14 protein-coding genes are annotated in these 18,306 nt (G+C 44.9%); 11 read left to right on the top strand and 3 right to left on the bottom strand.

Going from position 1 to position 18,306, the window contains the following annotated elements:
- Nucleotide 1 precedes the first annotated feature (1 nt).
- On the top strand, nucleotides 2-970 hold the full coding sequence (locus tag C0J08_RS14870) for a hypothetical protein (RefSeq protein WP_212652714.1): 969 nt from the start codon (nucleotides 2-4) through the stop codon (nucleotides 968-970).
- Between the two features lie 84 nt (nucleotides 971-1,054).
- Here the strand turns inward: C0J08_RS14870 and C0J08_RS14865 are convergent, their stop codons facing one another.
- Entirely contained in the window at nucleotides 1,055-1,459 is a 405-nt protein-coding gene (locus C0J08_RS14865; protein WP_212652713.1) for an Arc family DNA-binding protein, read from the bottom strand.
- A 111-nt stretch (nucleotides 1,460-1,570) separates the two neighbouring features.
- Between C0J08_RS14865 and C0J08_RS14860 the strand changes: the two genes are divergently transcribed.
- The 8 genes from C0J08_RS14860 (at nucleotide 1,571) to C0J08_RS14825 (ending at nucleotide 14,636) form a co-directional block, all read left to right on the top strand.
- Nucleotides 1,571-1,720: an Arc family DNA-binding protein gene (locus C0J08_RS14860; RefSeq protein WP_212652712.1), complete on the top strand. Its 150-nt coding sequence runs from the start codon at nucleotides 1,571-1,573 to the stop codon at nucleotides 1,718-1,720.
- A 79-nt stretch (nucleotides 1,721-1,799) separates the two neighbouring features.
- Complete coding sequence (locus tag C0J08_RS14855; protein WP_212652711.1) at nucleotides 1,800-2,639, top strand: KilA-N domain-containing protein; 840 nt, start codon at nucleotides 1,800-1,802, stop codon at nucleotides 2,637-2,639.
- Between the two features lie 330 nt (nucleotides 2,640-2,969).
- The gene (gene recC, locus C0J08_RS14850; RefSeq protein ID WP_212652710.1) at nucleotides 2,970-6,368 is read left to right on the top strand and encodes an exodeoxyribonuclease V subunit gamma; all 3,399 of its coding nucleotides are present in this window, start codon (nucleotides 2,970-2,972) and stop codon (nucleotides 6,366-6,368) included.
- Nucleotides 6,365-10,057: an exodeoxyribonuclease V subunit beta gene (recB, locus tag C0J08_RS14845; protein ID WP_212652709.1), complete on the top strand. Its 3,693-nt coding sequence runs from the start codon at nucleotides 6,365-6,367 to the stop codon at nucleotides 10,055-10,057. Before recC ends, recB begins: the two co-directional genes overlap by 4 nt.
- On the top strand, nucleotides 10,044-11,963 hold the full coding sequence (gene recD, locus C0J08_RS14840) for an exodeoxyribonuclease V subunit alpha (RefSeq protein WP_212652708.1): 1,920 nt from the start codon (nucleotides 10,044-10,046) through the stop codon (nucleotides 11,961-11,963). Before recB ends, recD begins: the two co-directional genes overlap by 14 nt.
- Before the next feature lie 174 nt (nucleotides 11,964-12,137).
- Nucleotides 12,138-13,145 (top strand): tryptophan--tRNA ligase, encoded by a 1,008-nt coding sequence (locus tag C0J08_RS14835; protein ID WP_212652707.1) that lies wholly within the window; start codon nucleotides 12,138-12,140, stop codon nucleotides 13,143-13,145.
- Nucleotides 13,146-13,156: 11 nt separating this feature from the next.
- Entirely contained in the window at nucleotides 13,157-14,020 is an 864-nt protein-coding gene (locus C0J08_RS14830; protein WP_212652706.1) for a Tim44 domain-containing protein, read from the top strand.
- Between the two features lie 106 nt (nucleotides 14,021-14,126).
- A complete protein-coding gene (locus C0J08_RS14825) occupies nucleotides 14,127-14,636 on the top strand; it encodes a chemotaxis protein CheW (protein ID WP_212652705.1) in 510 nt (169 codons plus the stop codon).
- Between the two features lie 84 nt (nucleotides 14,637-14,720).
- Here the strand turns inward: C0J08_RS14825 and C0J08_RS14820 are convergent, their stop codons facing one another.
- Nucleotides 14,721-16,019, bottom strand: a complete 1,299-nt coding sequence (locus C0J08_RS14820) for an inosine/guanosine kinase (RefSeq protein WP_212652704.1) — start codon at nucleotides 16,017-16,019, stop codon at nucleotides 14,721-14,723.
- Nucleotides 16,020-16,106: 87 nt separating this feature from the next.
- On the opposite strand from C0J08_RS14820, the gene C0J08_RS14815 reads away from it, so the two are divergent.
- Both C0J08_RS14815 and trxB read left to right on the top strand, forming a co-directional pair.
- Nucleotides 16,107-16,850 (top strand): HesA/MoeB/ThiF family protein, encoded by a 744-nt coding sequence (locus C0J08_RS14815; RefSeq protein WP_212656324.1) that lies wholly within the window; start codon nucleotides 16,107-16,109, stop codon nucleotides 16,848-16,850.
- A 160-nt stretch (nucleotides 16,851-17,010) separates the two neighbouring features.
- Nucleotides 17,011-17,976: a thioredoxin-disulfide reductase gene (gene trxB, locus C0J08_RS14810; RefSeq protein ID WP_212652703.1), complete on the top strand. Its 966-nt coding sequence runs from the start codon at nucleotides 17,011-17,013 to the stop codon at nucleotides 17,974-17,976.
- Between the two features lie 61 nt (nucleotides 17,977-18,037).
- Here the strand turns inward: trxB and C0J08_RS14805 are convergent.
- Nucleotides 18,038-18,306 (bottom strand): IS3 family transposase (locus tag C0J08_RS14805; RefSeq protein ID WP_212652702.1); only part of this gene is annotated, 269 nt, incomplete at its 5' end.

The following is an 18,306-nucleotide window of genomic DNA, read 5'->3' as shown; positions in this document are numbered from 1 at the left end:
AATGAAATGGATTATGCTCATAGTGGTTTTGGTGGCTGGATGTGCTGCACAAGTAGAAGAAAACACCCCAAACGTTGTAGATTCGAGTTTTGTAAAGCCTTCTGTGGAAAATCAAAAACACTCTTTTAATGAATCTGTTTCTCTAAATAGAAAGCCAGAGATCTCTCCAAAAAGCAAAGAACCGTATGTAATTATCCGAGATTATACATATCAAGCTAGTGCATTTGATAGCAAGGTAGTAGCAAGGAAAAATGCGATAGATCAATTAACGACAATAGTTAATGAAGAGATTGGCATATATATTGAGCATTATTTAGATATAAATGAAACTGGCATGGATGGCAACTTGAGACGTGAAGTCTCGTCGAAGATTCAAACTTTTTCTAACGGTATTAACAAGATTGAGCCATTAGAGGAAAGCTGGAATGGAAGCCAGTATTACATTAAGGCCAAGGTATCAGTTGACCCTGAGAAGAACCTAGCGCTGATGTTAGAGGCAATAAAATCTAAGTCGACACAAAAAGACATTGATCGTTTGAATAAAGTTCTTTCTGAGCAAAAAATAGAGCTAGAGTCTACTCAAAGTAAAAATATCGAGCTGAGAAAAAAACTTGTCGTTAACGAGATCGTTAATGAAACTCGTCGCGAGGAGTTACTTAAATCAAAGGAGCAATTGACGGAAGCGTCCAATAGGGCTATCTCGCTTAGTTTAGAACAAGATAAAGCGGATCGGGAACTTGCTGAGATAAAGCAAAAGATTAACAAAGCTATTCTTGATAAAAAAGCAGTAGAGCGGAAGGCGTGTTTGGTTGAAAAAGGGATGAAGAGATCTGTGGTACATCAAATTATAGGAAGCCCTCAAGCGCTACAGTACGATATAGTGGGTTTTTATATGAATGCAGATTACTACGGGGAAGTAACTATTTCATATCGCCATGACATTGTTACTAGCATATTAGGCTGCAAGTAATTCGCACCTAAAGCGCTTGAGTCTAGTTTAGTACAGTATATTTCACTAAAAACAGCGCATTGGTTAGCGCTGATTTTTTCTATTTTAGAAGTTAATCACTAGTCCCCCCATGTCAATATCACATGTATAACCCAGCTCTTCTAGTTTTGCTTTTACTTTCGGAACAGTCTCGTCAAATGCTTGCTCTGATTCAATTAAGTGAAATTCCGCGATTGCCGTGTCATCACCAGACTCGTAGGCCGCTTTAATTTGCTCAATGCAAATACCTAAGAATACTGAGTACGCCTCTCTTCTTACCGCATTGGACATTTTTCTAGCATGCTCGGCTGATATGAGGCCAGCACCAGAATCCCCTAAAAATACGGCCCTCTCAATTATTTCAACAATCTCAGAGTTTACAGACCTGCCGTTTTTCTCAGCCCTATCGTGAACCATTTGCTTCAACTCTTCAGGCAAACGGACATTAATTTGTGGGTTTCGCTTGGTCATAACGAGTGCTCAAAAAAATTTAGTATTGACATGGTATTCAAGTGATACCACAATTCAATGGTAGCCAAAACTGATACTATAAGCGCTCAATAGAATAAAATGGAGTACAGCATGAGAAAAGATGTGGCATTTCAATTGCGCATTCCTGAAGAACTTAAGGAGTGGGTGAAAGATAAGGCGAAAAAAGAAGATCGTTCGATGAACAATTTAATCGTGCGGGAGTTGAGGAAAGTGAAGGAGCAAGAGCAGTTAAGCAAGTAAAAAAAGAAGAGCCTCAAGAGCAGCCACTCCTGAGACTCATTTAGAAACAACCCACATAGCAAATATAGGAGAGTTCCTAATGGGAATCATAGCAACCAAAGCACATAAGCTCCATATCTTGTCAGAAGAAATACGAATCTTAGATGGTTTGTATTCTCTTAATGATCTACACAAAGTGTCCGGTGCAAAAAACAACCATCGACCAAGCCTTTTTGTACGTACAGACCAAACAAAAGAATTGATCGAAGAAGTAACCCAAAGCACAGATATGTGCTTAGCTATCAAAACTAGGAAAGGTGGGGGGAGTCCTGGCACTTGGGTCTGCAAAGAGCTGGTGTATGCGTATGCAATGTGGATCAGTCCAAAATTCCATCTTCATGTTATCCGTGCTTTTGATCAGCTTGTAACGCAACCAAGACTTTCTGATACCACCGAACGAAAAGCGTTGAATATTTGTGTTCGCTCATTGGCAAATGCTCGCTCTCATGCTGGCGAGCCAGCTGACTATGCAAGCGTTTGGAAAATGGTAAACGGTTATCTTGGTGTTGCTCATATTGAAGAGGCCACAGTTGATCAAGTAGAGAGGGGTGTGGAGTTTGTGCAAAGAGCTATTGAAGGTGAATACATTGGCCGACTAGACGCTCCTATTGCCAATCCAAACGCAGAATTAGAGAGCAGAGTGGCAGCACTTGAAGCCACAACGACCTCATTGGAAAAAGAGCTTATCTTTATCCACAGCCATGCTGAGAAATTAACCCAAGACTTTAACGGCACGATTTACCCAGCATTAAAGGGACTTAATCCAAAGTTTTTTGCCGGTGTTCGTGAGCGTATGTTTTGTATCTACTCCCATAGCTCAAAAAGATCTGTCGATGGCTGGAAACAACAATCTCTTTTATCTTCACAGCAGACGCATTAAGATGTTTAGTTAGCCGAGGGCCTTACCATCAAAGACCCTCTAAGATTTTAATTATGGGGGTGTTTATGGGGGTTTATTCTTAATGGATTAAAATAAACCTCAATAAAATCAACGGTTTTTTTGTTCTATTTAATTGCGCTAGGCTCCACCACTAAATGACGCATTCCCTATTTATTTAAAGCATTCAGTCCTTCTTTTTTGGTTCTACCAAGGTTACGCTTATTCATTGTTTGGCATTGCTGTCTAAATCGCTGCTTAAATGACAGAACGAGTGAGTTTTTGTCCTCTGTTACTGTTTTTGACTCTTATTCTGAAGCCTAGGATTCGTGCATGTTTCAACTTTACACAAGTAACCGTCTAGAAGATTTGGCTGTGTTGCTTGCGAAGATTTTGGCTGTTTCACCGCCAGAAAATCCGTTTGATGATGAAGCCATCTTGGTGCAAAACCCTGGCATGGCACAATGGTTGAAAATGTATTTGGCTGAATCCCATTCCATTGCCGCGGGGTTGGTGTTTCCTTTGCCTTCTACCTTTGTGTGGCAAACCTTTGCGCACACACTGGATGATATTCCGGCACAGAGTGAATTTAACAAACCTTTTTTGGTATGGCGTTTAATGCGTTTGTTAGATGCGCGTTTGGCGGAACCTGAGTTTCAGGCGTTGAGTTGGTATCTGCAAGAAGACGACACGCAAATTAGGCGTTTTCAGTTGTGCAGTAGCATTGCCGATATTTACGACCAATATTTGGTGTATCGTCCTGATTGGATCAAGACTTGGGAGTCAGCCAATACGGATGATAAAGCGTTGCAGGCGTTGTTTGATCAGCAACCTTGGCAAGCCATTTTGTGGCGTGATCTGGTGGCCGATGTTAGTCAGCAAGGGACTTCTTTGTATCATAGAGGAAACTTGATCGAAGCCCTGCATGAGGCGACCCAGTCTAGAGGGCGTCCTGCGGGTGTGCCAGAGCGAATTTTTATTTTTGGTGTGTCTTCGCTACCACCCAATACCCTTGAGTCTCTTCGAGTGCTGGCCGCTTCTGGCTGGATTGATGTGCATTTATTCTTGCAGAACCCTTGCCGTTTTTACTGGGGGGATGTGGTCGATAAACACTACTTGGGTCGAGAGATTAAACGTCAAACACTCAAGCCGGGCTTGAGTACCGATACCTTGCATTTGGACGCAAACCCATTGTTGGCAAGCTGGGGGCGACTTGGTCGTGATTATATCGCCCAGCTACAAGAAATGGCCGATAACGAATTAGAAGTGTTTGAAGACTACCTAAATGATGAATCCAGTGGTCTATTGCAGTGGATTCAGCAAGATGTGCTGTCCCTAGAAAACCATGGTTCACAGCAAGAGCGAGACGCCAAGATTCGCGATTCGAGCTATCGACATCCTATCGCTGCCGATGATCAAAGTATTCGTGTGCATTTGTGCCACAGCCCTTTGCGCGAAGTGGAAGTGCTGCACGATCAGCTTTTGCATATGTTCGAGACAGATCCGAGCCTGACACCAAAAGATGTCATCGTCATGTTGCCCGATGTGAATACTTATAGCCCGTTCGTTAAGGCGGTTTTCGGCTCGGTTAAAGGTAACGCGCAGGGCAGAAAGCACATTCCATTTGCCTTGATCGACCAATCTGGCGGCATGGAAAATCCCATCGTCGACGCGTATTTGTATTTGCTGGGCTTAGGTGAAAGCCGTTTTACCTTGTCAGAACTGATCAGTGTGTTGGAAGTGCCAGCCGTGTTAGCGCGTTTTGAACTGACCGCTGACGAGCTAGAACGCATTCGCCAGTGGGCGACCGAAGTAGGCATTCGTTGGGGGCTGGATGGCAACACCGCGCAACAGCATGATTTGCCCATGCAAGAATCCCACACTTGGCTCAATGGCGTGCGCCGCATGTTATTGGGTTATGCCATGGGCCATGATCATATTTGGGAAGGCACGCTCAGTTACGGTGATGTAGAAGGTTTGGAAGCCTCTGTGGCGGGCAAATTGGCGGATTTTTTGGTCGCCATTAATGACGCCCAAGCCAAACTGATGGAATCTCTTGCTCCTAAAGAGTGGATTTCTACTTTGTATTATTTGGCTGATCGCTTTTTCTTGGTGGAGGAGGACGACGGTTTTCCCGCCTTGCTCAGCAAGCAGCTAGACGCGTTGACCCTGCAGTGGCAGCAAGCCCATTTTGATGCGCCATTGGATCAACAAGTGATCCGTCAATTGTTATCGCCCTTGTTGCAAGAGTCCCAAGGTGGGCAGCGCTTTTTAGCCGGGCGAGTCAATTTTTGTACTCTGATGCCCATGCGCTCTGTGCCATTTAAAGTGATTTATGTACTGGGTTTAAACGAAGGGGATTACCCGCGAAGCGTGGCGCCTGTGGGCTTTGATCTTATGGTTGGGCAATATCGCAGTGGCGACCGAAGCCGACGAGAAGACGACAAATACCTGTTCCTCGAAGCGCTGATGTCGGCACGAGATTGTTTTTACATCAGTTATGTTGGTCGCAGCATTCAAGATAACAGTGAGAAGAATCCGTCCATATTAGTCAGTGAACTGCTGGAATACATAGGTCAAAGCTGTGTGTTTTCAGGGGATGAGGCACTGGCACCAGACGACGCGCAAAAGGCGTTATTTGAACGCTTGATTCTTGAACATCCTTTGCAGCCCTTTAATGCGGCTTATTATTCCAACCCACAAACGGCGGATTCAGCCTTGGCAAATCGGACACAAGATGCCCGTTTATACAGCTACGACGAGCAATGGTTGCCCGCTTTGCTTAGCGTTCCTGTAGACGATGAGGCTCAGGTGTTTTCTCCATTGGAGGGCTTGGAACAACCAAGGATAGATTTAGCGCTGGATGAATTGTCACGATTCATCGGGCACCCGACTCGCTACTTTACTCAGCGTCGATTGAAAGCCTATTTAAGCCTGCAAGAAGAGGAAGAAAAAGAAGATGAACCCTTCGCGCTGGATGGCTTAGCGGGTTACCAATTACGAGAAAACTTGCTGCAAGCCATGTTGAAAGGCGATGAAGCGTCGTTTGTCGAGCGTTTGTCCTTGATGGGCGCGTTACCTTACGGGGCATTAGGCCGTTTGTCTTTGCAGCAGAGCCGTGGCCAATGTCGTCAGTTATTGTCTGTTTTGCAAGGTTACGCGCTGGAAGAGTGCGAGCCCATTGAAGTGAATTTGACGATGGGCAGCATTGTGCTGCAAGCCTGGTTGGATTTGCCAACGGCGACGACGCGCTTGTCTTATCGCATTGGTGATTTATCGGCACATCAAAAAATGCAGGCGTGGATCGAACACTTGGCCTTGTGCGCGCAAGGAACACCAAAAGAGCACCACCTAATTAATTTGACCAAAACGGGCAAGTTGCTACAGCACAGTTTTATTATCATTCCACCGAACGACGCTCAAGATTATCTGAATACTATGCTGGCCTTGTTGCAACAAGGCTTGTGTCAGCCGATTGCTTTGCCAGCGAAAAGCGCGGACGCATGGTGCAAGAGTTATTGTTCCAGCAAGACCCTTGAAGATGCTGATATCGCTTGGGAGCAGGCGTTGAAACTTTATCAAGACAACAGCTCTGCGTTTACTCGCAGTGAAGTCGATGATGCCTATTGGCAGCGTTATTTTCCGGACTTGAATCGTCAAAAGGCGCAGTTTGTCTCCTTGTGTGAGCAAATTTGGTTGCCCATGCATCGTCACTTGGAGGTCATAGAATGAGTTTATCTGCCGAGTCCGCTCAAGCAGAAGGTTTGAATATGGTTCCTGAACCGTTGAATGCCTTAACCTTCCCGCTGTTTGGCAAACGCTTAATAGAAGCCAGTGCTGGGACGGGTAAAACGTATACCATTGCCAATTTGTATTTGCGTTTGCTGGTGCCAACTGGACAGGCTGGAGATTTAGACAAGCCTTTGACGGTGGATCAGATTTTGGTGGTGACTTTTACCGAAGCGGCCACAGCCGAGCTAAAAGCGCGGATTCGTAGTCGGATTCGAACCGCCCGAAAAGCCTTGTTGCAGGGCGAAAGTGACGATGTGTTTCTGGCTGATTGGATAGTGAACATGTCAGCAGAACATCGCGCAGGGGCGATTGAAAAATTGCTCTACGCGGAAAAGCAAATGGACGAAGCGGCGGTATTTACCATTCATGGTTTTTGTCAGCGAATGTTGAGCCAGAATGCTTTTGAAAGTCGTATGCTGTTCCAGCAAACCATTGAGACAGACGAACTGGCACCGCTGTCTATGGCGGTAAAAGACGTGTGGCGCAGTGTGTTTTATCCAATGGACGACACTAAGGCCGCTTTGATTCAGCCTATTTGGTCGAACCCAGAGGCGCTGCTGAAAGACTTATATTTGCTTAATAATCAGCCGGACGCCAAGATCGCCGTGCCTGATTATGATTGGGAAGCCGCTTTGACTCAGGCTCAGTCTGTTATGGCCGCGGTGCGCACCCTGTGGCTGGAACAGTCGCAAGACATTATTGATGCTCTTGAACGCAGTGGCATTAAGCGTACGTTTTGGCGCAAAGATCCATCAAAAGACATCCAAGCCATGACTCAATGGGCGAATTCGACACGTTTTGAGTTGGATAAAAGTCTCGAAAAGTTTGATACCAATGAGCATGTCAGCCGATTAAGCAAAGGGGGCGATTTACCCGCTCATGAGTTTTTTGCTTTGGTGCAAACCTTGCGTGAAAGCTTTCCTGATGCGGGTCGATTAAAAGCTGTATTGCTCACTCAGCTGTGGCAGCAAACCCAAGAACGCATGAAACGCTGGAAGCGCAGTACCCAATCCCTGACTTTTACGGATTTGCTGACTTCGTTGGATGCGGCGCTGGCACAAGACGAAGCCGGCAAGTTGGCAGAGCGTATTCGACATCTTTACCCCATTGCGTTGATCGATGAATTTCAAGACACGGATGCGGTGCAATATCGAATCTTCTCGACTATTTATGAACAGGCTCAAGTGGACCAGAATGCCCTGGGGTTGATCATGATCGGCGACCCTAAACAGGCGATTTATGCCTTCCGTGGCGCGGATATTTACACCTATTTGGCCGCCAAAAAGCGGGTGGATAGCGTTTATTCCTTGGCGACTAACTATCGTTCTTCTGCCGCTATGATTCAGGCCGTGAATGGACTTTTTATCACCCAAGCTGAGCCGTTTCGTGTGACGGGCATTCCTTTTGTCGAAGTACAAGATCGCGGCATTGCCACTGGCTTCTCACGACAAGGTGAGGCGCAAAGTGCGTTACAGTTTTTGTACCAAGGCAGTGACGAACCTGTTTCGGCAAAAGAATATCGTCAAACAATGGCGGAATCCTGCGCCGCGCATTTGCATCAGTTGTTGCTGGAAGGCCAGCAAGGAACCTCGCTGATCAATGGACAGGGCGTGAGACCGAAAGATGTCGCCTTGCTAGTGACCAATTTTAGTCAAGCCAATGATTTGAAAGACGCGTTACGCCGACGTGGTATTTCCAGTGTGTATTTGAGTGACAAAGGTTCCGTGTTTGAAACCGTAGAAGCGCGAGAGTTACTGATCGTGCTGACGGCGATTTTGTCTATCGGACAAGAAAGCAAGCTGCGTTCGGCGTTGGCAACCAGTTTGGTGGATTGGTCGCTGGAAGAGTTGGATACGTTAAATCATGATGATGTGGTGTATGAAAAGTGGGGGCAAGCGTTTCGTAACTATTTAGCACTGTGGGATAAACAAGGTTTGTTGCCCATGTTGCGTGAGTTTATGCAGGACGTGTCTTTGGCTGCGAACATTCTCAGCCATACAGGTGGGGAACGACGTTTAACCGATTTCTTACATTTAACGGAAAAGTTACAGCAGAAATCCCTTGAGTTGGATTCCAAAGAAGGGGTGTTGCGTTATCTCAGATTGGCGATCCAGAACCCGAATGGCAACAGTGACGAGCAAAAGATCCGCCTTGAAACCGATGCGGAGCTAGTGCGTATCGTCACTATTCATAAAAGTAAGGGCTTGGAATATCCCATTGTTTATTTGCCTTTTGCCTTCACGCCTTATCGGGATCAGGGCGGCTCTGCTTTGTATCATGATGAACAGCAGCAATTGTGGATTGCGATTGATCCAGATGAAGCGCAAACCGAACAACACAAAGAAGAACTGTACGCGGCGGAAATACGTTTGGCCTATGTGGCGTTAACTCGTTCCAAAGAAGCCTGTTTTATCGGCGCGATGGATGTAGGCAAAAAATCCAATAAGACCCGAGGTGCTGTATCAGATGTGCATCTTAGTGGTGTTGGAGCCTTGATTGGGGAAGGGGAGCCGTTCGAAGCGGGGGATTTGTATCCTAGCATTGAGCGCTTATGCGAGCGTTACCAAGATGGGCAAATGCAGCTGTTGGATTTGCCGGATGAGCCACCAGTTTTGCCTAGATTCAAAATGATTCAAGCCGAACCTGTTGAGCCCAAAGCTCGGGACTTCACCGGACGAGTGGAGCGTGATTGGTGGGTGGGAAGTTATTCGTCCTTGGTGGTGGAAGACAAAGAACATCATGACGAAAGTGTGCCCGGTTTGGATGAAATGACGCGCTTTGTTGACCCTCTGCTGGATGAGATGGAAGCGCTAGAGTCACCCAAGGAGCCAGAAAAGAATCGTTTTACCTTTCCAAAAGGCGCAAAGCCGGGAACATTTTTGCACGACACGCTGGAAGGAAAAGCACTGCATGAGGTGTCTGATAATCCCAGCTTTAATGATTTATTAAAAACCAGTCATCATAAATTGTTGGCGGATTTTTATCAGCGTCAGGGCTTTGAAGAGTGGCAGGATGTGTTGAGTGATTGGCTGCCTGATATTGTCAATACCGAGTTGATGTCTGGTGTGAGTTTGGGCCGTTTGACACCGTCGGCGTGTCGTAAGGAAATGGAGTTTTTTATTCCTGTGACCGGCATGAATGCTTTGCAGCTGGACCGTATTTCTCGTGAGCATGACGATGTGTCGAAAGTAGCACCCATGATTCAGGATCGTCCTCTAAAAGGCATGTTAAAAGGTTTTATCGATTTGTTGTTTGAGTACCAAGGTCGCTATTACGTGTTGGATTATAAGTCGAACTACTTGGGAGAGGATTTTGCCGATTACGAGCCAGAGAAGCTGGTTCATGCCATGGCAGAACACAGGTATGACTTGCAATATCAGCTTTATACTTTGGCTTTGCATCGTTTATTGAAGCAGCGTTTACCGAACTATGACTACGAAAAGCATGTGGGCGGTGTGGTGTATTTGTTTTTACGTGGCATGAAGCCAAGGCAGCAAAGCGGTATTTTTCACAGCCGTTTAACACTTGAGCATGTTAATGCACTGGATGCCTTGTTTAGCGGTGACCGCTTAGAGAAAGGGCAAAGTGATTCAGCGAATGAAGGAGCCGTGCAATATGGACTTTTCTAACCAGCTAGGTTTGCTCGACTCCCTTGATGATAAAACGCTTGAAGAAAGCTCTTCTGTTGCAACGTCATTCAGTTTGTCAGATTGGCAAACCAGAGGGGTTCTACGTGCCATTGATTGCCAATGGATTGAGCAATTGGCGCAACATACCAAAGAAGATCATTTGGCTGTTCATCTAGCGGGGGCTTTGTGCAGTGCGTATCTTGGGGCGGGTCATATTTGTATTGATCTTGAGAGCCTGTGGAACAGGCCGCCTGAAGGCATTGAATTAGAGGAATTGCGAGCGGTTCTCGGGGGTTGTGAGGTGAATACTCCGGCTGATTGGTGTGCGGTTTTGCAAGGCAGTCGATTGGTTTCGCCAGCGGACAAGATGACTGAGCGCCCAATGGTACTCGCTGGTACGCGTTTGTATTTGTTTCGTTATTTTCAATATGAGCAGCAAGTGCTGGCGTATCTTAAAGGGCAGCTGTCTATTGCTCCTTTTACGGTAGACGCGGGCTTGCTCGCCACGCTCTTTCCTAATGTATCTAACAATGTGGATTGGCAAAAAGTGGCGGTTGCCAATGCGGCGAGCCAGCCTTTTTCTGTGATAAGTGGCGGACCAGGAACGGGCAAAACGACCACGGTTACCCGTTTATTGGCTTTGTTGGTTGCTCAGTCTTTTGCACAAGGTCAGTTATTACGAATTGAGTTAGCAGCACCGACGGGCAAGGCGGCCGCTCGATTGACCGAGTCTATTTCTAAAGCCAAAGCCGCCCTGCCTTTGAGTGACGATGTAAAGCTTGCCATACCGGAACAAGCCAGTACTTTGCATCGATTACTGGGCAGTGATTTTGGTCGCAGCCGATTCAAACACAATAAAGACAATCCTCTTCATCTGGATGTGTTGCTGGTGGATGAAGTCTCCATGGTGGATTTGCCGATGATGGCAAAACTGATTGATGCCATGCCACCACATGGTCGACTGATTTTACTGGGTGATAAAGATCAGTTGGCGTCTGTAGAGGCGGGCAGTGTGCTGGGGGATTTATCCTATGGAATTGAGGATGTGTATTTTCAGCCGGAGTGGGCAGAGCGTCTAAGTCAACTGACGGGCGAAAATTTGGCCTCATTTGGCAACCCATCCGCTCCAGCCATTAGTCGCGCTTTGACCTTATTGCGAACCAGTTATCGTTTTGATGCCAATAGCGGTATTGGGCATTTGGCAAAAGCCATGAATGCTGGCGATAGTCGAGCCGTTTTGCGCTGCTTGCAATCCGATTATGCTGATATTGAATGGCGTGTGCCTGATGAACAGCAGACCAAAGCTGACATTGCCGCTTTGGCGAAAGGGTATGACGAGTACTGGGAAGCGGTACGGCAGAATCTAGAGATTGCCAAGTTATATGATGTGTTTTCGCGCTATCAAATTTTGACCGCGGTTCGTCAGGGTGAGTTTGGTGTCGAAAAAGTGAATGCTCAGTTAGAGCAGTATTTTTATCAGCGTGGGCGGGTGAAAGATCCCCATGTTTGGTATCCCGGAAAAGCGGTAATGCTGACACGCAATGATGCCGCATTAGGTTTGTTTAACGGGGATATTGGTCTTTGCATGCCGGATGAGTTTCAGCGTCTTCGAGTTTGGTTTATGCAGCCGGATGGTTCATTTACTGGCTTGCTACCAAGTCGTTTGAGTGAGTTTGAAGTGGTTTTTGCGATGACGGTGCATAAATCGCAAGGTTCAGAGTTCGAAAAAGTGGCTTTATTACTGCCGATGACACCATCTCCAGTGTTAACCAAAGAGTTACTTTATACGGGGATTACGCGGGCGAAAACATCGTTTACCTTGTGGGGATCGAGCGGCTTGGTTCGCTCGGCTACCCATTCGCGCATTCAACGTGATTCTGGTCTTATTAATGAGCTCTGGTATTGATATTGGGACATTCAGCTCCATTGTATTGTTTGTGTATAAAAGACTTGTAAAACCTGCGGTTAAATAATCGTAATGGGTCATTCTTGCCATCGTTTTTTTGTGATAGGGTAAGCGGCATTTACATTTCTAAGCAATGAAAATTTAACTCTGTGCAAAGTAGGAAAGAGTACAACAATGGCAAAAGAAATTGTTTTAACAGGTGTTACCACCACAGGCACTCCACACTTAGGCAACTACGTGGGAGCTATTCGTCCAGCGATCGAAGCGAGCCGTCAAGATAATACGGAATCTTTCTTCTTTCTTGCGGACTATCATGCGTTGATCAAGTGTCAAGATCCTGAGCGTGTGAAACAGTCTCGTTTAGAAATCGCGGCGACCTGGCTAGCGTGTGGCCTAGATACCGATAAAGCAACTTTTTATCGTCAGTCTGATATTCCTGAAATCGCAGAATTAAACTGGCTACTGACTTGCGTTACCTCAAAAGGTTTGATGAACCGTGCGCATGCCTACAAAGCTGCAGTGGATGAAAACCTTGCCAATGATCAAGACCCTGATTTTGGTACTACCATGGGGTTGTTTTGCTACCCAGTATTAATGGCGGCCGATATTTTGACCTTCAATGCACATAAAGTGCCAGTAGGTCGTGACCAAATTCAGCATATTGAAATGGCACGAGATATTGCGGGACGTTTTAATCATTTGTTTGGTGAACATTTTGTTTTGCCTGAAGCGGTAGTAGGCGAAGAAGGCTCTATTCTAAAAGGCCTAGATGGGCGCAAAATGAGTAAGAGTTATAACAATACCATTCCTTTATTTGATACCGAGAAGAAACTGCAAAAAGGTATTAATAAAATCAAAACAAACTTGTTAGAGCCAGGTGAAGCGAAAGATCCTGATGACTCAACTGTGTTTGATATCTATAAAGCGTTTGCAACGCCTGAGCAAGTGGCGCAAATGCGTCAGAATTTTGCGGATGGTATTGCCTGGGGCGAAGCTAAGAAGGAACTTTTTGCTTTGATTAATGGTCAACTCTCTGAGCCACGTGAAAAGTACCTAGAGTTGATGGCTAATCCTGCTCATGTAGAAGAGATATTACAAGCAGGAGCGGAGAAAGCCCGAGCTCGTGCACGTGGAAGGATTTCAGACTTACGTAACGCCGTTGGTTTGGTCAATTTTAAATAAAGGAGAGTTTTGTGAAAACAACAGTCTTTGCCATGTTGATGGCATTTGTATTGGCTATTGGTGCTGGTGGTTATAGTGCCGATGTCCAAGCGAAGAAGTTTGGTGGTGGCAAAAGCTTCGGTAAAAGCTTTTCTATCTCTAAGCCTAAAAGTACAACAGCGAAGTCTTCTAATACGACAAACGCAGCAGCAGGCACTAAAAAATCTGGATTTTTAGGTGGCATGGGTGGTGGTCTTTTAGGCGGTTTACTAGCGGGTGGTCTATTTGCTGCTTTGCTAGGAAGCGGTGCCTTTGATGGTATTTCTTTCGGCGATATCTTGTTGTTTGCCGTGATCGGCTTCTTGATTTACAAGTTTTTTATCGCGCCAAAACGTCGTGCAGCACAGGCGCAAGCCGGTGGGGCAAATGGTATGTTCCGTGAAGTGCCAAATTCGACTCGTGATGGTTTTCAGCCTTCTCCAATGTCTGGAATGAGTGGTTTTGGTGGACAGCCAGAAATCAAACTGCCACCAGGTTTTAACGAGCAGGCGTTTGTTGCTGAAGCAAAAAATCATTACATCACATTGCAAAAAGCATGGGATGACAATAATTTCGATGAAATTCTAGATTATGTTAGCCCAGAGTTATACAACATGTTGGTGACAGAACGTGCCAATTATGGTGATAACAAACCTCGTACAGAAGTCATTTCTTTGATGGTTGAACTGGTACGTGGTGAATACATTGGCTCTATTGCTTCTATTTCGTTGCAGTTTTCAGGCTGGATTAAAGAAGGTGATCAGACTTCCGAAACCAATGAAATTTGGCATTTGGAAAAAAACATGTCTGATGCAAATGGAAATTGGACAATAGTTGGGATACAACAAGACAACTAATTGTTACTTAACTTTGCTCGTAGACTCATCACGATTTGTTTACACTAGACAAAGCTTGTGATGAGTTCTACATTACTCTTATTAAACTTGAATATGGATGTGAGCCATGTCTGAATTAGCGCCTATTAAAGAAAATGGGAAAGCCTTATCTGAATCGAATAAAGGCGAGTTGTTGCAGTATCTAACCTTTAAGCTGATTGACGAAACCTATGGTATTAACGTCATGCAGATTAAAGAGGTGTTACGTTATAGCGAAATCGCTCCGGTTCCGGGGGCACCTTCTTATGTTCTAGGTATTGTTAATTTACGTGGTAACGTCGTTACAGTTGTTGATACTCGAGTACGCTTTAGTCTACCAGAGTGCACTATTACTGATGATACTCGTATCATTATCATCGAGCACGATGGTGAGCAGGTTGGCTTGCTAGTTGATGCTGTACAAGAAGTATTCTACTTGTATCAAGGTGAGATTGAGCAAAGCCCTAGTGTTGGTAATGATGAAGCTTTGATGTTTATTCAAGGCGTTTACCAGAAAGAAGAAGAGTTGGTTATCTTGCTTGAGCTTGATCGTATGTTTGAGCGTAATGATGCGCTTGGCATCGAAGCAATGAGCTAAACCTGCTATTTTTCTAGCAACGAATATAAAAAAAACCATGCCAAGGCATGGTTTTTTTGTGTCTCTAACAAGCTATTAGAGGATTTATCTTTCCCAATAAGCCTCTTCTAGGCTGTCTTCTCGCTCAGGTAGACCTTTTGATAGACGAGAAGCGTTGTGAGCCAGTATTTCATAGCTTACTCGGTTAGAGTATTTGCAGATTTGTGCGAACGAAGAATAGGCTAGAAATGGCGCTAAGTGTTTACTGGAGTTTGGTACCACTTCTTTATGAAAGTGGTTTGCTGAAATATCATGCAGCAAAGCAGACAGCGCACCATCGCCTGCACCATTGGTGTTACTGATCTTTTCTGGTCCACCCATATACGGATCGATATGAGAAAATACTTTAACGGGTTTTTTGCAGGCTTCACGTAGCATAGGGCGACTGAACTCCCAGCGGTTAAAATCTGCTAAGCTGCCAGATTTTATTGGATTGGTGGTTTCACGTTTAATTTCATCGTCTGTGTGACCGCATAAATACATGCCATCAGGTCCTGCGGTCAAAAGCACAATATCCACATGATCGAGAATCGCACTGGCCGCTTGTAGTGGGTCGGAAAAACCAGTTAATGCTTCGGCTTCTAATTCGTTCATTGCCAATACATTGACGTATTTTTTTATTAGCGAAAGCAGTTCGTCTCGGTTTTCTTCTACTAAATGTTTTGTTCCCAGTGTGAGTACAGTTGGCACTTGATGTCGGTGAGCGTATTCCAAGGATTTTAACATGGCCTGTTTAATTGGCTTGCCTTGGTGGCGTAATGGATAAGCACAAGTCACCATAGCGGCGGCACCAGCGATTATCGGTTCAGGAATGTGGTCGACGTCTAGTTCATCCATGTCACCTGGTGCGATGGCAAAAGTGCGTTCTCCATCTGGCGTGATTAAGGTTATGCCTCGGCCAATATCACCAGGGACACCTTGAAGGTGATTCATATCGACTTTGCTGCTGGTATGGCAGATATAATGGTAAGCTGGTGACCCAAGAGTAATGTTAGCTGACATGACGCCAAGTAGAACGGATTTGTCATCGGCTAATACAGAATAATTGTGTATGGTGTTACCGATAGTACCGCCAGCAAAGTGGTCAGAAATACTATTTTGCGCAGTGAGTTCGCTGTAAATAGCGGAGGCCGTGTCAGCATCGACAAGATTAGACAGGCCTTTTTGGATGTTGAATGTGTCTAAAAATTCATCGGAGACATTCGCGACTACGTCGACGATAGTTTCATCTAAGCCGACAATGTAGGTGTCTTTATCTGGTCGAACTTCTGACGTAGGTAAAGTCGGTTTGGGCTGAGAGACTGGAAAATAGTGTTTAAGTTTACGTCTGCCGGGAAACTTCATATTGGTGCTCGTGGGTAAAATAATTAAGCGAGTTTAGCAAATAATTGACCACTCGGGCAGAATCAGTTGTAAGAAAGTAAGGTGAAAATGAACGAATTAGAGTTAGATCGCTATAGTAGACAATTATTGCTGCCCAATTTTGATATTCAGGGTCAACTTAACCTTGCTCAGGCGAAAGTCTTGGTGATTGGATTGGGTGGGTTAGGGAATATCGCTGCTACTTATCTAGCAACATCTGGAGTGGGGCATTTGACCTTGGCAGATGGTGATCAATTAGAAAACAGTAATTTGCCGCGCCAAGTGCTTTACGATGAAAGTCATCTTGGTTTAGATAAAGTTGATGCGGCTGCAAAGCAAATTGCTTTGAAAAATCCCTCTGTTAATGTTGCGATGATTGCAGCTAAATTAGCCGATGAGTCTTTGTTAAAAGCTGTTTCACAGGCGGATGTGGTATTGGATTGCACTGATAATTTTTCTGCGAGAAAAGCGATTAATCGTGCATGTCTGTCATTAAAAAAACCATTAGTGAGTGCCGCCGCAATTCGGTGGGAAGGTCAGCTAGTGAGTTTTTTATATCATCAACAAACGGCACCTTGCTATGAATGTTTATACCCATCCTTGTCTGATCAGCAGCTGAGTTGTAATGAAAGCGGCATTATTGCACCTGTGGTGGGTATGTTGGGCGTTTATCAGGCCCTTGAAGCGTTAAAGCTAGCAAGCGGTTGTGGAAAGGTTAAGCACGGTGCGTTGAGGTTATTTGATGGTTTTGAGGGAAGTTGGCGGGAGATGCGTCTAACGCAGGACCCTAAGTGCGCGGCATGTTCATCTTAGTTAGATGTAATGCAATGCTTGAAAACCGATAGAGCGTCCCTATTTTAATAATTAATATTTTTCTCTAAGAATTTCAGCAGAATTTCGTTAGAATTCAACACAGTCTTTTTTAGCCAGCTATTTTAGTGTCTGGTAAGCATTCATTTACAGGAGCAATAACATGAGCGATGTAAAACACGCTAAATTAATGATTTTAGGTTCAGGTCCTGCGGGTTACACCGCAGCGGTTTATGCGGCCCGTGCGAACCTTAATCCTGTGATGATTACAGGTATGCAAATGGGTGGTCAATTAACGACGACTACCGAAGTAGATAACTGGCCTGGTGATGATCAAGGTGTGCAGGGTCCAGAGCTGATGGAACGTATGCGCAAGCACGCTGAACGTTTTGAAACAGAGATCATTTTTGATCATGTTAACAAAGTGGATTTGAAAAACCGCCCATTCCGTTTAGAAGGCGACAGTGGTGTATATACTTGTGATGCGTTGATTATCTCTACTGGCGCAAGTGCTCAGTATTTAGGATTGGAAAGTGAAACTAAATTCATGGGACAAGGTGTATCGGCCTGTGCGACTTGTGACGGTTTCTTCTACCGTAACCAAGATGTGGCTGTCATCGGTGGCGGTAATACAGCTGTAGAAGAAGCGCTTTATCTGGCGAATATTGCGAAAAGCGTGACAGTTATTCACCGTCGTGACAAATTCCGTTCAGAAAAAATTCTAGCAGATAAATTGATGGAAAAAGCCAAAAACGGCAATGTAAAAATCGAATGGAATTCTGAGTTAGATGAAGTGTTAGGTGATGATGCGGGTGTAACGGGTGTTCGTATTAAAAATACTCAAACGGGTGATAAGCAAGAAATTGCTGTTGCTGGCTTGTTTGTCGCAATTGGTCATAAGCCAAATACCGATATTTTTCAAGGTCAGCTTGAAATGAAAGATGGTTACCTGAAAGTGCAATCTGGAACGCAGGGTAATGCGACTCAAACCAGTGTTGAAGGTGTTTTCGCCGCCGGTGATGTATCTGATCATATCTATCGTCAAGCTATTACATCAGCGGGCACAGGTTGTATGGCGGCATTGGATGCAGAGCGTTATCTGGATGGCATTGCTAACGCGGATCTTTAATACATAGTGCAAAGCAAAAAAAACCGATCTTTGAAGTGACCCCATAAAGTTGGACTCATTTCTAAGCAGCTAGTAAGGTCTGATTTCGATATTCAATCGGACTCAGGCCTTTTAGTTTCTGCTTAATTCGTTCGTTGTTATAGTAATCGATGTATTCTTTGATTTGCTCAATAAGGTCATCGGCATTTTTAAACACCTCATTATGGAACATTTCCGTTTTCAGTATACCGAAAAAATTTTCGGCAACCGCATTATCTAAACAATTCCCTTTGCGCGACATGCTCTGTGTTAACCCTTTTTCTCTAAGCTGTTGTTGATATTGTTTATTCT

The sequence above is a fragment of the Marinomonas sp. CT5 genome, from assembly GCF_018336975.1.
GTDB lineage: Bacteria > Pseudomonadota > Gammaproteobacteria > Pseudomonadales > Marinomonadaceae > Marinomonas.
Note: the sequence above shows the minus strand (reverse complement) of the source record. Positions and strands in the feature narration are given on the sequence as shown.